The organism is Streptomyces sp. ME19-01-6, assembly GCF_033793745.1.
GTDB lineage: Bacteria > Actinomycetota > Actinomycetes > Streptomycetales > Streptomycetaceae > Streptomyces.
Genome location: NZ_JARAXF010000018.1, coordinates 1 through 14,477 on the forward strand (window position 1 = coordinate 1; position 14,477 = coordinate 14,477).

Below are 14,477 nucleotides of genomic sequence, written 5' to 3' on the forward strand. Positions count from 1 at the left end.
ACGCCTTGCGATGACCGAGCCCTTCTCAGAGCCCGCCGGGGCCGCGTAGCCACAACGGCGCCGACTGGCGCGCCGCCGGTGTACCGGCGGCGGCACGCCAGCCGGCGTCGCATGGTGTCAGGCTCCAGGCGTGGCCTGATTGCCGGTCACTGAGACACGCTCCTAGCGGCGCTCGTTCACCACACGCGCGCAAGGACAGAAGAACCCCGCACCTGGTACCAGGTGCGGGGTTCTTCGTCGTCGTAGGATGCGCAGCTCCGCTCCGGGAACAGATCGCCTGCGATCATGGTCACAGGCGGCGTCTTCCGCACCGTCGAGCGCGAGTGCCCCGCCCCCCGCGCGCGAGATGCAGGGGTAGGGCGCTCGTTCACATCAGGTCAAGAACCGGCAAGTTGGCGCAGCACGTAGTGCATGATGCCGCCGTTGCGGTAGTAGTCCGCCTCACCGGGAGTGTCGATGCGCACGACCGCGTCGAACTCGATGCCCGTGTCGGTGGTCACCTTCACGGTGCTCGGGGTGGTGCCGTCGTTCAGCTCGGTGACGCCCGAGATGGAGAAGGTCTCCTCGCCGGTCAGGCCCAGCGACAGCGCCGAGGCGCCCTCCGGGAACTGCAGCGGCAGCACGCCCATGCCGATGAGGTTCGAGCGGTGGATACGCTCGTACGACTCGGCGATGACGGCCTTGACGCCCAGCAGCGCGGTGCCCTTGGCGGCCCAGTCGCGGGAGGAGCCGGAGCCGTACTCCTTGCCCGCCAGGATCACCAGCGGGATGCCCGCGGCCTGGTAGTTCTGCGACGCGTCGTAGATGAAGGAGACCGGCGAGCCCTCCTGGGTGAAGTCGCGGGTGTAGCCGCCCTCGGTGCCCGGCGCGACCTGGTTGCGCAGGCGGATGTTGGCGAAGGTGCCGCGGATCATGACCTCGTGGTTGCCGCGGCGCGAGCCGTAGGAGTTGAAGTCGCGGCGCTCGACGCCGTGCTCGGTGAGGTACTTGCCGGCCGGGGTGTCGGCCTTGATGGCACCGGCCGGGGAGATGTGGTCGGTGGTGACCGAGTCGCCGAGCTTGGCGAGCACCCGGGCGTCGGTGACGTCCTGGACCGGCGCCGGCTCCATGGCCATGCCCTCGAAGTACGGGGGCTTGCGGACGTAGGTGGACTCCGGGTCCCACTCGAAGGTGTTGCCGGTCGGGATGGGCAGCGCCTGCCACTGCGCGTCGCCCGCGAAGACGTCGGCGTAGCTGGTGTTGAACATCTCCTGGCCGATCGCGGAGGCGACGACCTCCTCGACCTCCTTCTCGGAGGGCCAGATGTCGGCCAGGTAAACCGGGTTGCCGCTCTGGTCGGTGCCCAGCGCGTCCTTGGTGATGTCCACCTTCATGGAGCCCGCGATGGCGTACGCGACGACCAGCGGCGGGGACGCCAGGTAGTTCATCTTGACGTCCGGGTTGATCCGGCCCTCGAAGTTGCGGTTGCCGGACAGCACGGAGGTGACGGCGAGGTCGGCCTCGTTGACGGCCTTGGAGACCTCCTCCGGCAGCGGGCCGGAGTTGCCGATGCAGGTGGTGCACCCGTAGCCGACCAGGTTGAAGCCGAGCTTGTCGAGGTACGGGGTGAGGCCCGCGCGGTCGTAGTAGTCCATGACGACCTTGGACCCGGGGGCCAGGGTGGTCTTGACCCACGGCTTGCGGGTCAGGCCCTTCTCGACGGCCTTCTTCGCCACGAGGGCGGCGGCGACCATCACATACGGGTTGGAGGTGTTGGTGCAGGAGGTGATCGCGGCGACGGTGACGGCGCCGTGGTCGATCTCGTACTGGCTGCCGTCGGGGGCGATGACCGGGGTCGGCTTGGTCGGCATGCCGTTGTGGTCGACGGCCGGGGCGTCGGAGGCCGGGAAGGACTCCTTGCCCGTCTCCTCGTCCTCCGAGACGTAGTTACGGACGTCCTGGGCGAACTGCTCGGCGGCCCCGGCCAGCACGATCCGGTCCTGCGGGCGCTTGGGGCCGGCGATCGACGGGACGACCGTCGACAGGTCCAGCTCCAGCTTCTCGGAGAAGTCCGGCTCGGCGGCCGGGTCCAGCCACAGGCCCTGCTGCTTGGCGTACGCCTCGACGAGCGCGAGCTGCTGCTCGCTGCGGCCGGTGAGCTTGAGGTAGTTGATGGTCTCGCCGTCGATCGGGAAGATCGCGGCGGTGGAGCCGAACTCCGGCGACATGTTGCCGATGGTGGCGCGGTTCGCGAGCGGGATCGAGGAGACGCCCTCGCCGTAGAACTCGACGAACTTGCCGACCACGCCGTGCTTGCGCAGCATCTCGGTGATCGTCAGCACCAGGTCGGTGGCGGTGGTGCCGGTCGGCAGCGAGCCGGTGAGCTTGAAGCCCACGACGCGCGGGATCAGCATCGAGACCGGCTGGCCCAGCATCGCGGCCTCTGCCTCGATGCCGCCGACGCCCCAGCCCAGCACGCCCAGGCCGTTGACCATGGTGGTGTGCGAGTCGGTGCCGACCAGGGTGTCGGGGTATGCCTGGCCACCCCGGACCATGACGGTGCGGGCCAGGTGCTCGATGTTGACCTGGTGGACGATGCCGGTGCCCGGCGGGACGACCTTGAACTCGTCGAACGCCGTCTGGCCCCAGCGCAGGAACTGGTAGCGCTCCTTGTTGCGCCCGTACTCCAGCTCCACGTTCTGGGTGAAGGCCTCGGGGGTGCCGAACCGGTCGGCGATGACCGAGTGGTCGATGACCAGCTCGGCGGGGGCGAGCGGGTTGATGCGGGCGGGGTCGCCGCCCAGCTCCTTGACGGCCTCGCGCATGGTGGCGAGGTCCACGACGCAGGGCACACCGGTGAAGTCCTGCATGATCACGCGGGCCGGCGTGAACTGGATCTCCTGGCTGGGCTGGGCGCTCGGATCCCAGTTGCCCAGCGCGCGGATGTGGTCGGCGGTGATGTTCGCGCCGTCCTCGGTGCGGAGCAGGTTCTCCAGCAGCACCTTAAGGCTGTACGGCAGACGGGCGGATCCCTCCACCTTGTCCAGCCTGAAGATCTCGTACGACTCGTCGCCCACCTGCAGCGTGCTACGGGCGTCGAAGCTGTTCGCCGACACGACAGTCTCCTTCATGCATGATCTCGCGCGTACTACCGCAATCCTGCCGTCACATGCCCTCACCCATCAGGTAAGGTCAGGCTTACTTAGGTAAGCCTTGCCAGTGCGGCCGCGGTGCGCCTTCCGGCGGATATCTCGATGTCAAGATAACCCTAATACATGGACCGCCGCACGGTGGGCTCGCGCTGCCGTGATCCGTTTCTCACACCCACGAAGTCCATACGCGCCCCTGAAGCCCCCAAGACGCCTCGCGTGGCGATCACCCGTGCCTCCGCGCACCATGAGGATCACGCGAAGGAGAACCGTATGGACTCCTCGGGCACTCCCCCCTCCGAACCCCCGCCCCCCTCCGAAGCTCCGCTGAGCGCCACCGAGCGCCAGGAGTACGAGCGGCTGCGCAAGGCGGTCGCCGTCCGCCACCGCCGGCTGCGGTACGCGGGAGCGTCGGTGCTGCTGGTGCTGGCCGTGCTGCTCGCACCGCTCGCCGTGGTCGCCACCTGGGCGCATGAGGAGGTCTCCGACACCGACCAGTACGTGCGGACCGTGGCGCCGCTGGGCTCCGACCCCGCCGTACAGGACGCGGTGACCGACCGGCTCACCAAGCGCGTCGTCGGCAACGTCGACGTGGCCGGCCTCACCGCCTCGCTCACCAAAGCCCTCGACCGGGTCGGCGCCCCGCCCCGGGTGGCCGACAGCGCCCGGCTGCTGACCGGGCCGCTGGAGACCGCCCTCAGCACGGCCGTCCACGACGTGGTGGCCAAGGCGGTGCACAGCGACCAGTTCGCCCAGGTGTGGACCGCCGCCAACCGCCGGGCGCACGCCGCCGTGGTGAAGGTCCTCACCGGCGAGGGGCCGAGCGCCGTCCAGGCCAGAGGGAACACCATCGTCCTGGACATCGGCACCCTGGTCGACAACGTCAAACGCGGACTGGTCGACGCGGGCTACGAGAAGGCCGCGCACATCCCCACCGTGGACCGGACGGTCCCGCTGCTGCGGACCGACAAGCTCGACAAAGCGCAGAACGCGATGCGGCTGCTGAACGTTCTTGGCGTCTGGCTGCCGGTCACGGCGATCGCGCTCGCCGCGCTCGCCGTGTGGACGGCCCCCGCGCACCGGGTGGCGCTGATCAGCGTGGGCATCGGCGTCGCGGTGATGATGCTGGTGCTGCTCGTCGGCCTCGCCGTCCTGCGCCGGGTGTATCTGGACTCCGTCCCGCCCACCACACTGCCCGAGGACGCCGCCGCCACCATCTACGACACCCTCGTGCGCTTTCTGCGCGAGAGCACCCGCACGATCCTGGTCATCGCGGTGATCACCGTGCTGTCCGGCTATCTGTACGGGCCCGGGCGCGGTGCCCGGGCCGTGCGCTCGGGGGCCGCCCGCGCCACCGGCGCCACCGGCCGGGCCCTGGCCCGCGCCGGTCTGCGCACCGGCGGCACGGGCCGCTGGCTGGACGCCCACCGCGGCTGGACCACCGGCGTCGTCATCACCGGCGGCGCACTCGCCCTCGTCCTGTGGAACCACCCCACCCCGGCGTCCGTGGCGCTCGTCCTGGGCCTCGTCGTCCTCGTCCTGGCACTGCTGGGCATTCTCTCGGCGGCGGCGAACGGGCCTCAGCGCCACGAGAACCGCTTATCGGTGGCGGCATCGATGGCGGCGACAGCGGTGGACTCCCGCGACCGTCCGAGGTGGCAGCCTGGAACGCAGGAGGCAGGCGGTGAGTTCCGGCGGAGACGAACACCGGCCACCCCGGTTCGGCAGAGCACGGAGTGTCCTGGCCGCGGCGCGCGCCCCGTCCGTCGCCGGGCTGATCACCAGGCTGACGGAACGGCTGCTGGCGGTGAACACCGTGGAGGCCGCCATGCGGCTGGCCGCCCAGGCGTTCCTCACGGCCTTGCCGCTGCTGATGGCGGTGGCGGCCTTCGCCCCCGAGGGAATGAAGGGCCTGCTGGCGGACTCCGTGCGCTCGGTGGTCGGCGTACAGGGCAAGGCGCTGGGCGAGGTGCGCCGGGCCCTCGCCGCGTCCGGCCCGGCGAGGAACCCCTCGGGCGCCGTGGGTCTCGTGGTGGCGCTGGTATCGGCGACGGCCTTCAGCCGGGCGCTGCAGGCGGTCTGCGAACGGTGCTGGAAGCTGCCGAGGGCGAGAATCCGCGTGGCGGCGTGGCGCTGGCTGCTGTGGCTGCTGGTCTGGCTGGCGGTGCTGCTCGTCCAGGCGCCGCTGCGCAGGGGCTTCGGCACCGGGATCGTCTCCGGGCTCGTCCTGTCCCTGCTGTCGGCCGTCCTGCTGTGGTGGTGGACCCAGCACCTGCTGCTGGGCGGCCGGGTCCGTTGGCTGCCGCTGCTGCCCGGCGCGGTGCTCGCGGGCACCGGCGGCGTGGCGCTGGGCTACGCCTCCCGACTCGTCATGCCGCTGGCCATGAACCGCAGCCTCGCCGACTTCGGCCCCCTCGGCCCCGTCTTCACCCTCCTGTCCTGGCTTATCGCGATGTTCCTGATCGTGGTGGCGGGACTCGCGATCGGCCAGTTGGTGGCCTCCTCCGCCTGGTACGCGCGGCAGGTCGGCCGACCGCCGGACACCCCGGATTCGAACGCTCGCCCAGGGGACGCTCCCTGAGCGTCAGGCGCCCGGAGACCAGGCCATCGGGTGCCGCGCGAGCCGGAATACTGAGGCAATGGATCCGCACCTGCTCCGCACCTTCGTGTCCGTGGCCCGCCGCGCGTCCTTCGCGGAGGCCGCCCGCGACCTGGGGTTCCCCCAGTCAGCCGTGTCCCGGCACATCGCCACGCTCGAAGCGGATCTGCGGACCCCGCTGCTGACCCGGCGTCCGGTGGCGCCGACCGCGGCGGGCGCGCGGCTGCTGGAACACGCGGGCCCGCTGCTGCACCGGCTGGACGCGGCCCGCGCGGACGTCGAGCGCCTGGCCGGGGCCGCCACCGCCCGGCTGACGCTCGGCGCGTCGCCCCTGGCCATGGCGCCGCGGGTCGCGGCGGCCCTGGCCGAGGTGCGCCGGGCCCATACGGGTCTGCGGACGGCCGTACGGCTCCTGGGCCGCGACGAGATCCCCGCGGCCGTGGCCGCCGGGCAGCTCGACCTCGGGCTGACCGACGGTCTGACCGCCCCCGGCGACCCCCTGCCGCTGCCCGACCCCGGCCCGCTGCCCGCCCTGGCCGTCGCCGAGGGCCCGCTCGTCGTGCTCCTCCCCCTCGGCCATCCGCTGTCCCGCCGCCTCGGCCTGCGCCTGACCGACCTCGCCGCCCCCCGCTGGCGCTGGCTGGACGCCCCCGACGCCGCCGTCCCCCTGCGCCTGCTGCGCGCCGCGAGCGGCACCGATGGCTTCCGCGCCGCCCTGCGGTACGAGGGCACCGACGTACGGGCGCTCCTCGCCCTGGCCGCCGCGGGCCACGGCCTGACCCTGCTCCCCCACTCCGCCACCGCCGGCGCCCCCGGCCTCGTCGCGGTCCCCCTGATCTCCCCGCGCCTGGTGCACCGCGTCGAGCTCCTCCACGGAACGGCCCTGGACGACCCGGCGGCGGACTTCGCGGAGCTGGTGACGGGGATGGTCGCGTGGGCGGGGGCGGGCGGTCACCGGCACGAGTGATCGCCGGGGCGAAAGGTCCGTGGGCTGGGATATCGCATACCCACTCCGCCCGCCCTCAGCCGTCCGCGAGACCGTTGCGCACCAGGGCCAGGAGCTCGTCGTCCGAGAGCCCGATCGCGCGGGCCTGGGTGACCAGGCCGTGGACGCCCTCGACGAGGCGGGCGCGGCCGGCGGAGGTGAGGGCGCCGGTGACCACGGCGCCGCGGCCGCGGCGCAGTTCGATCAGGCCCTCTTCGCGGAGCCGCTGGTAGCCGCGCAGGACGGTGTGCACATTGACGCCGAGGGAGTCGGCGAGGGCTCGGGCGGCCGGGAGGCGTTCGCCGGGGTGGACCGTGCCGTCGGCGATCGCGCGGCGTACGGAGGCGGCGATCTGGTCGCCGAGCGGGACCGGGGAGCCGGGGTCGACCTTGAACAGCATGTCAGCTCGCGTCCGCCGGGCGGCCCGCGCCGCGGGCCGCCCGTTCGATGAGCGTGTTGAGCAGCGCCGCGGCGGTGCGGGCGTCGTCCACTGTCACCACGAACTCCTTGCCGGTGCTCAGCCGCAGACACAGCGCGTCCCCGGAGCGCAGCACCAGGCCCCTGCGCCCGGCCCTGATCCGGTAGCCCCAGCCGCCGAAGTCGCCGTACGCGCTCACCTGACGGCTGGTGGCCTCCTCGATGCGTCCCAGCGGCACCCGCAGGCGGGGCAGCCGGACGACGGGCGGGGACACGGTCAGGCCGCGCCGGTCGACGGTGACCCGGCAGCCGGACAGCGACACGACGATCACCCCCATGACGGCCATCGGCAGCCCGCTCCCGGGGCTCTCCGTAAAGGCAAGGGCAGCGCCGGCCCCCGCGAGGGCCGGCCCCGTGGCGAGCAGCACGCGTGAGGTGACGGTGCGCGTCCAACTGGCGACCTCGCCCTTGCCGAGCGGCAGGCGCTGCGGCTGGTCGGCGGGCCCGGCGGCGGGCGGGGCGTCCGCCCCGGCCAGCAGCCGGCCCACCGCCGCGGCGGGCAGCGCGCAGGCCAGGGCCACGGCCAGCTGCCACATGGGGAGGCGGACGTCGGCGGCGTCGGGGACGTCGGCGTTGGCGTTGGCGTTGGCGAAGAGCGTGGCGGAGAAGAGGTAGCCGAGCAGCGCCGACTCCCCGTACCCGAGCGCGACCATCAGGCGCAGCGAGCCGAGGCCCCGGCCCGAGCGGTGCGCGATGACCGCGAAGACCGCCCCCTGGACCGCGAGAACGGCGATGGCCACCCAGAGGAAGGAGCTCGCGCTGGTGAATCCGTCGGCCTTGCCGCTCGCCGGGAAGTGGGTGGCGAGCGGGTCCGGGAGCCGGTCGTGCAGCGCCGCGTACGTCGTGAGGACGGCGGCGCAGGCGAGGACGAAGGGGAGGGCGACCACCAAGGTGCGACGTAGCGGGTGATGCACGGATGCCTCCTGTGGGCTGCCGCCGTGGGTATTCGGATGTCGGCCGTTCGGGTGTCAGCTGTTCGCATAATAGTTGTTCGCATGCAACTAGAACAATGACAGTGCAGGCAGAGCGCCTTCCGACCTCTCACCCGAACGCCTCACCCGGCGCGACTGCATCTCATATCTGAGATAGCCTCTGCCGTATGACTGACGACTACCTCTCCCGTATCGGCAAGCTCATCCGCGACGCACGACAGCATCGCGGCTGGACGCAGTCGCAGCTCGCGGAGGCGCTCGGCACCAGCCAGAGCGCGGTCAACCGCATTGAACGAGGCAACCAGAACATCAGCCTTGAGATGATCGCCAGGATCGGTGAGGCCCTCGACAGCGAGATCGTCTCACTCGGATACGCGGGGCCGATGCATCTGCGGGTCGTCGGCGGCCGTCGCCTCTCGGGCGCCATCGACGTCAAGACGAGCAAGAACGCGTGCGTCGCGCTGCTGTGCGCCACGCTGCTCAACTCGGGCCGTACGACCCTGAGGAGGGTCGCCCGGATCGAGGAGGTCTACCGCATCCTGGAGGTGCTGGGCAGCATCGGCGTCCGCACCCGCTGGATCAATGACGGGGCCGATCTGGAGATCGTGCCGCCCGCCGAACTGGACCTGGACTCCATGGACACCGAGGCCGCCCGCCGGACCCGCAGCGTCATCATGTTCCTCGGCCCGCTGCTGCACCGCATGCGGCAGTTCAAGATCCCCTACGCGGGCGGCTGCGACCTCGGCACCCGCACCGTGCAGCCGCATATGACCGCACTGCGCCCGTTCGGCCTCGAAGTGACCGCCACGGACGGGATGTACCACGCGCGGGTGGACCACGAGGTGGCCCCCACCCGCGCGATCGTGCTGACCGAGCGCGGCGACACGGTCACCGAGAACGCGCTGCTGGCCGCGGCCCGGCACGACGGCGTCACCGTGATCCGCAACGCCTCCCCCAACTACATGGTCCAGGACCTGTGCTTCTTCCTGGAGGAGTTGGGGGTCAAGGTCGAAGGAATAGGGACCACCACGCTCACCGTGCACGGCCTCGCCCACATCGACCGGGACGTGGACTTCTGCCCGTCCGAGGACCCGGTGGAGGCGATGAGCCTGCTGGCCGCCGCGGTGGTGACGGAGTCGGAGCTGACGATCCGACGGGTGCCGGTGGAGTTTTTGGAGATCGAGCTGGCCGTACTGGAGGAGATGGGCCTGGACCACGAGCGCAGCGCCGAGTACGCGGCGGACAACGGCCGTACACGACTGATCGACCTGACCGTGCGGCCCTCCAAGCTCCAGGCCCCCATCGACAAGATCCACCCGATGCCGTTCCCCGGCGTCAACATCGACAACGTGCCCTTCTTCGCGGCCATCGCCGCGTCCGCGCAGGGCTCCACGCTCATCCATGACTGGGTCTACGACAACCGGGCCATCTATCTGACCGAGTTGAACCGGCTCGGCGCCCATGTCAAGCTCCTTGACCCGCACCGGGTGCTGGTCGAGGGCCCGACGCGGTGGCGGGCGGCCGAGATGATGTGCCCGCCGGCGCTGCGCCCCGCGGTGGTGGTGCTGCTGGCGATGATGGCGGCGCCGGGGACGTCGGTGCTGCGCAACGTGTATGTGATCAACCGCGGTTACGAGGACCTGGCGGAGCGGCTGAACACGATCGGCGCGCAGATCGAGACCTTCCGGGACATCTGACCGGCGGAGGGCAGGACGACGATGGGATCGGCCCGTCGATCAGGCAGGCCGGGCCGGCTGTCCGGCACCACGGCGCAGGAAGCGGATCACGGGGTGGCCGGGGGCGGTGGTGACCTCGGCGCGGACGGCGTAGACCTGCTCGATGAGGGCGGGGGTCAGGACCTCGGCCGGGGTGCCCTCGGCGACGGCGCGGCCGTCGCGGAGGACCAGCAGGCGGTCGCAGTACATGGCGGCGAGGTTGAGGTCGTGCAGGGCGATCACGGTGGTGACCGGGAGGCCCGCGACGAGGTCCAGCAGGTCGAGTTGGTGCTGGATGTCGAGGTGGTTGGTGGGTTCGTCGAGCAGGAGTTCGCGGGGTTCCTGGGCGAGGGCGCGGGCGATCTGGGTGCGCTGGCGTTCGCCGCCGGACAGGGTGTGCCAGGACTGGGCGGCCCGGTCGGTCAGCCCGGTGCGTGCGAGAGCCGCGGTGACGGCCTCGGCGTCGGCCGCCGTGGGCGGTGTCCAGGCGCGGCGGTGCGGGATGCGGCCAAGGGCCACGACGTCACGGACGGTCAGTTCGGTCTGGGTGTGGGCGTGCTGTTCGACGGTGGCGATGCGCCGGGCGGTGGCGCGGCGGCCGACCTCGGACAGCGGGCGGCCGTCCAGGGTGACGACTCCGGCGGTGGGGGCGAGGACGCCCGCGAGCAGTCTGAGCAGTGTCGACTTGCCCGAGCCGTTGGGGCCGAGCAGGCCGACCGTCTCGCCGGGGCCGAGGGTGAGCGTCAGGCCGTCGACGATGACCTTGTCGGCGGCGCGGCGGCCCACCCGGTCCGCGCGCAGGCCGGTCATGCCGTGCTCCGGCCGTGGTAGAGCACGGCGACGAACGCCGGTACGCCGATGAGGGACGTCACCACGCCCACCGGGACCTCCTGGGGGTCGAGGGCGGTGCGGGCGAGGGTGTCCACCCACACCAGGAAGACGGCTCCGGTCAGCGCCGTGACGGGCAGGAGGCGGGCGTGACCGGCGCCGGTGAGGGCGCGCGTGGCGTGCGGGAGGACCAGGCCGACGAAGCCGATCGCGCCGGCACAGCTGACCAGGACGGCGGTGAGCAGCGCGGTCGCCGAGAGCAGGACCAGGCGGGTACGGGCGACACGGACGCCGAGTCCGGCCGCGGCCTCGTCGCCGAAGGCGAACGCGTCCAGGGTGCGGGAGTATCCGAGGCAGACGGCGAGGACCGCGGCCAGTACGGCGGTGCACAGCAGCACCTGTCCCCAGTCGGCGCCGGAGAGCGAGCCGAGCAGCCAGAACAGCACGCCCCGGGTGGTCTCGGCGTCGGCGGAGGTCAGGACAGTGAACGAGGTCAGCGCGGAGAACAGTTGCATGACGGCCACCCCGGAGAGCACGACCCGGTCCGTGCTGCCGCCGAGGGTGTGGCTGAGCAGGAGCACCAGGGTGAAGGAGAGCAGCGCGCCGAGGAAGGCGCCCGCGGACAGGGACACCACTCCTCCGCCCACCCCGAGCACGACCACGGCGACGGCACCCGTGGACGCGCCGGAGGAGACTCCGAGCACGAACGGATCGGCCAGCGGATTCCGCAGCAGCGACTGCATCACCGCTCCGCACACGGCGAGCCCGGCCCCGCACACGGCGGCCAGCAGGGTGCGCGGCATCCGCAGGCTCCACACGATGCCGTCCCGCAAGGGCGCCAGCCCGCTCTCGCCCAGGCCGAGATGGGCGGCGACACAGGCCCACACATCGCCGGTGGAGATGTCGGCCGGTCCGATCGTCACGGCGACGGCGACCGACATGAGCAGCGCGGCCAGCCCGCCGCCGGTCAGCAGCAGCGTGCGGACGCTCATGGGGCGAGCCCGACGTCGCGCAGCCCCGCGGCGACCTTCTCGATCCCTTCGACCGTGCGGATGGACGGGTTCATCGCCTGCCCGCTGAGCAGGACGTACCGCTTCTTCTTCACGGCGGTCAGGTTGCGGGTGGCCGGGTTGGTCTCCAGGAAGCGGATCTTGGCCTGGGCGGTCTCCGCGGTCTGCTGCTTCCGGGTCAGGTCGCCGAGGACGATGACGTCGGGGTCGCGGTCGGCGACGGTCTCCCAGCTGATCTGGGGCCACTCGTCGTGGGTGTCGGCGAAGGCGTTCTTCGCGCCGACGGCGCGGGTGATGGCACCGGGCGCGCCGCAGCAGCCGGCGAGGTAGGGCGACTGGGAGTTGGCGAACCAGTACATGAGGGAGACGCCGGAGGCGTCCAGCCCGGCAGTGGCCTTGCGCACCCGCTCCTTCAGCTCGGCGACAAGCTTCTCGCCCCGCGCGTCGACGCCGAACGCCCGGGCCAGGTCGCGTATCTCGCCGTAGACGCTGTCGAGGGTGAGCGGTGTGGAGCGCGATCCGTCGCCGCCGCTGTCGTTGTCCTTGCCCGCCGAGCAGTCGGAGGGCGAGACGTACGTGGGCACGCCCAGCTTCTCGAACTGCTCACGGGTGGCGACGCCACCCTTGCCGAGGGTGGAGACGAACGAGGCGGTGACGAAGTCGGGTTCGGCGTCCAGCACCTTCTCGAAGGAGGGCGCGTTGTCCGCCAGCCGCGGCACGGACGCGTTCGCCTTCTCCAGGCCCTTCAGCACCGGGTCCGTCCATGTCGCCGTACCGGCCATGCGGTCGGCGAGGCCGAGGGAGAGCAGGATCTCCGTGGTGCCCTGGTTGAGGGAGACGGCCCGCTTCGGGGCCGACTTCAGGGTGACCTTGTGGCCGCAGTCGTCGAGGGTGAGCGGGTAGCCCGAACCGGCGGACTTCCCCACGTCGTCCTCGGCGCCGCTTCTCGAGCCGGCGCACGCGGTGAGCAGCAAGGCGGGGGCGAGCAGAAGAGCCGCGGGGCGGAGAGCGGTACGGAGCACGGGCATGCCTCGGTGGTCGGGGCTCGTACGCGGAGCCTGGCCTACGGACGTCCTCCCCGCGGGGGCGCGGAGGTGCCAGCAGGTCTTCGGACTCGGGTTCGTCCGGACGGGGCGCCTTCCCGGTGCGGTCCCGCGCCCGCCCTTCGGCCGGCCCGTTCCCCTCCCAGTGGCATGGTGTGCCCCGCCCGTCCCCCTCACCGCTGCGCGTCAGTTCCGGATTCGCACCGGATTCCCTGGCCTCGGATGTGGCTCGACTGGCCCCCAGAGGCTATCAAGGTTCCCTGGAGCATCCGGCCGTCGCCGCCCGCACGGTCCGCGGTGAGCTGACCGCGTCCCATCACACAGGCAGAGGAGCGACCGCGTGACCAGCCGCGTCACTTTCATCTCGCCCGCGATGAACCCATCGCTGCGCCGGGCCCGGTTCGACGACGGCACGACCCCTCTCGACGACAGCGGCGCGGCACGGGCCCGCGCCGCGGCCGGGACGCTGCCTTCGGCCGCTCGCGTCGTCACCTCCCCCAGCCTGCGCTGCCAGGAGACCGCCGCGGCTCTGGGACTCGGCGGGGCCGAGCCTCGTACGGAGCTGGCCGGCCTGGACGCGGGCCGCTGGCAGGGACGCACTCTCGACGAGGTCGGTGCCGTCGAGCCGGAGGCGGTGGGCCGGTGGCTGGCCGACCCGGCGGCCGCGCCCCACGGCGGGGAGTCGGTGCGGGACATGTGCCTGCGGGTCGGGCGGTGGCTGGAGGCCGCGTCGCGGACGGACGGCCGCACACTCGCCGTGGTGGAGCCGGAAGTGGTGCGGGCCGTGGTGGTGCATGTGCTGGGCGCGCCCGCGGCGGCCTTCTGGCGGGCCGACGTTCCGCCGCTGACGGCGACCGGGATCAGCGGACGGCCCGGGCGCTGGAACCTCACGCTGGGACAGCCGCTGCATCCGCGGTCGGGCGGCAACGGACGCTGAGAGGAGAACGCGAGAGGGCGCCCGGAGGGTCCGGGGCCCTCTCGCGTGGTCGAGCCACCGTCAGCTGGGGGCGGCCACCGCCGAGGCCGGGGCCGCTGCGGCGGGCTTGGGATTCAGCAGGCGTTCGGCGAGCTCGCCGAAGACGAGTCCGAAGCCTCCCCACAGGGTGACCTGCATGGCCAGCGCGGAGAGGCGGAACCGCCACAGCACGGTGGCCGGGAAATCGGCGGGCACCTCGTTGACGACGGGCAGGAACGCGTACGCCACCCCGGTCACCAGGGCGAAGGCGGACACCGCGGTGACGGTGGCGTACCAGGTGCCCAGTTTCGGGGCGAGCCGCTTGCCGAGGATGGTCGCGGCCACCGCGAGGAGCACGCTGAGCGCCATCATCAGGAAGTACAGGGTGGTCCGCTTGCCGATGGTGCCGGGGTCGCCGACGGCGGGCGGGTTGGCCGGGTACTTCAGGAACGGCACGACGTAGACCGCGAGCAGGGCGCAGCCGGACAGCAGCAGCGCGGTCGCCCGGGGGCTGAAGCGGCCGACGCGGCCGAGGGCGAAGCAGTAGGCGAGGGCGGCGATGCCGCCGAAGGCGACCCCGTAGATCAGGATCCCGGTGGCCAGGCCGGCGGTGGACTGCAGGGAGCGGGAGACGAGTTCGACCTCGTGCCCGTGTGCTGGGGCGTGGGATTCCTCGAAGCCGATCGCCTTGTCGACGTTCGGCTCACCGAGGAAGTAGGCGACGATCAGGGTGAGCACGCCGGCACCGAGGCCGGCGAGCATGCCACGGACGAGCAGGTTTCTCACCGTTGCGGAGTTCATGAGG

12 protein-coding genes and 1 riboswitch are annotated in these 14,477 nt (G+C 72.1%); of the genes, 4 read left to right on the forward strand and 8 right to left on the reverse strand.

All coding sequences use genetic code 11. The features are described 5' to 3' along the window. Positions 1-377: 377 nt before the first annotated feature. Together acnA and PV419_RS31910 are read right to left on the reverse strand one after the other, a co-directional pair. Positions 378-3,095 carry an aconitate hydratase AcnA gene (gene acnA, locus PV419_RS31905; RefSeq protein WP_319694877.1) on the reverse strand — a complete coding sequence of 906 codons (2,718 nt, stop codon included), beginning with the start codon at positions 3,093-3,095 and terminating at the stop codon, positions 378-380. A 287-nt stretch (positions 3,096-3,382) separates the two neighbouring features. After that, the gene (locus tag PV419_RS31910; protein ID WP_319694879.1) at positions 3,383-3,991 is read right to left on the reverse strand and encodes a hypothetical protein; all 609 of its coding nucleotides are present in this window, start codon (positions 3,989-3,991) and stop codon (positions 3,383-3,385) included. 821 nt (positions 3,992-4,812) lie between these two features. Between PV419_RS31910 and PV419_RS31915 the strand changes: the two genes are divergently transcribed. Together PV419_RS31915 and PV419_RS31920 are read left to right on the forward strand one after the other, a co-directional pair. Continuing rightward, the gene (locus PV419_RS31915) at positions 4,813-5,709 is read left to right on the forward strand and encodes a ribonuclease BN (protein ID WP_319694881.1); all 897 of its coding nucleotides are present in this window, start codon (positions 4,813-4,815) and stop codon (positions 5,707-5,709) included. Positions 5,710-5,767: 58 nt separating this feature from the next. After that, a complete protein-coding gene (locus PV419_RS31920) occupies positions 5,768-6,694 on the forward strand; it encodes a LysR family transcriptional regulator (RefSeq protein ID WP_319694883.1) in 927 nt (308 codons plus the stop codon). 55 nt (positions 6,695-6,749) lie between these two features. Here the strand turns inward: PV419_RS31920 and PV419_RS31925 are convergent, their stop codons facing one another. Beyond that, complete coding sequence (locus tag PV419_RS31925) at positions 6,750-7,112, reverse strand: GntR family transcriptional regulator (RefSeq protein ID WP_319694885.1); 363 nt, start codon at positions 7,110-7,112, stop codon at positions 6,750-6,752. A gap of 1 nt (position 7,113) precedes the next feature. Next, complete coding sequence (locus PV419_RS31930; RefSeq protein ID WP_319694886.1) at positions 7,114-8,103, reverse strand: DUF1648 domain-containing protein; 990 nt, start codon at positions 8,101-8,103, stop codon at positions 7,114-7,116. A 185-nt stretch (positions 8,104-8,288) separates the two neighbouring features. Here PV419_RS31930 and PV419_RS31935 point away from each other — a divergent pair, with 185 nt between their 5' ends. Next, positions 8,289-9,818 (forward strand): UDP-N-acetylglucosamine 1-carboxyvinyltransferase, encoded by a 1,530-nt coding sequence (locus tag PV419_RS31935; RefSeq protein ID WP_319694888.1) that lies wholly within the window; start codon positions 8,289-8,291, stop codon positions 9,816-9,818. Between the two features lie 39 nt (positions 9,819-9,857). Here the strand turns inward: PV419_RS31935 and PV419_RS31940 are convergent, their stop codons facing one another. The 3 genes from PV419_RS31940 to PV419_RS31950 are packed head-to-tail and all read right to left on the reverse strand — an operon-like array spanning position 9,858 to position 12,702. Beyond that, positions 9,858-10,646, reverse strand: coding sequence for an ABC transporter ATP-binding protein (locus tag PV419_RS31940; protein ID WP_319694889.1), 789 nt, complete (start codon positions 10,644-10,646; stop codon positions 9,858-9,860). Beyond that, complete coding sequence (locus tag PV419_RS31945; RefSeq protein ID WP_319694891.1) at positions 10,643-11,656, reverse strand: FecCD family ABC transporter permease; 1,014 nt, start codon at positions 11,654-11,656, stop codon at positions 10,643-10,645. Before PV419_RS31945 ends, PV419_RS31940 begins: the two co-directional genes overlap by 4 nt. Next, positions 11,653-12,702 carry an ABC transporter substrate-binding protein gene (locus tag PV419_RS31950; RefSeq protein ID WP_319694893.1) on the reverse strand — a complete coding sequence of 350 codons (1,050 nt, stop codon included), beginning with the start codon at positions 12,700-12,702 and terminating at the stop codon, positions 11,653-11,655. The genes PV419_RS31945 and PV419_RS31950 overlap by 4 nt, the downstream gene beginning before the upstream one ends. 53 nt (positions 12,703-12,755) lie before the next feature. After that, positions 12,756-12,970: riboswitch (cobalamin riboswitch) on the reverse strand. 87 nt (positions 12,971-13,057) lie between these two features. Here PV419_RS31950 and PV419_RS31955 point away from each other — a divergent pair. Next, on the forward strand, positions 13,058-13,654 hold the full coding sequence (locus PV419_RS31955) for a histidine phosphatase family protein (protein WP_319694895.1): 597 nt from the start codon (positions 13,058-13,060) through the stop codon (positions 13,652-13,654). Between the two features lie 60 nt (positions 13,655-13,714). Here PV419_RS31955 and PV419_RS31960 read toward each other — a convergent pair whose 3' ends face one another. Then, positions 13,715-14,473, reverse strand: coding sequence for a CbtA family protein (locus PV419_RS31960; protein WP_319694896.1), 759 nt, complete (start codon positions 14,471-14,473; stop codon positions 13,715-13,717). Between the last annotated feature and the right edge of the window lie 4 nt (positions 14,474-14,477).

What these genes read in the sequence shown, in the direction of transcription:
- PV419_RS31925 (WP_319694885.1), bottom strand. Translation starts at nt 7,112, where the DNA reads ATGCTGTTCAAGGTCGACCCCGGCTCCCCGGTCCCGCTCGGCGACCAG.
- PV419_RS31935 (WP_319694888.1), top strand. Translation starts at nt 8,289, where the DNA reads ATGACTGACGACTACCTCTCCCGTATCGGCAAGCTCATCCGCGACGCA.
- PV419_RS31960 (WP_319694896.1), bottom strand. Translation starts at nt 14,473, where the DNA reads ATGAACTCCGCAACGGTGAGAAACCTGCTCGTCCGTGGCATGCTCGCC.
- PV419_RS31950 (WP_319694893.1), bottom strand. Translation starts at nt 12,702, where the DNA reads ATGCCCGTGCTCCGTACCGCTCTCCGCCCCGCGGCTCTTCTGCTCGCC.
- PV419_RS31940 (WP_319694889.1), bottom strand. Translation starts at nt 10,646, where the DNA reads ATGACCGGCCTGCGCGCGGACCGGGTGGGCCGCCGCGCCGCCGACAAG.
- PV419_RS31920 (WP_319694883.1), top strand. Translation starts at nt 5,768, where the DNA reads ATGGATCCGCACCTGCTCCGCACCTTCGTGTCCGTGGCCCGCCGCGCG.
- PV419_RS31910 (WP_319694879.1), bottom strand. Translation starts at nt 3,991, where the DNA reads ATGTCCAGGACGATGGTGTTCCCTCTGGCCTGGACGGCGCTCGGCCCC.
- PV419_RS31945 (WP_319694891.1), bottom strand. Translation starts at nt 11,656, where the DNA reads ATGAGCGTCCGCACGCTGCTGCTGACCGGCGGCGGGCTGGCCGCGCTG.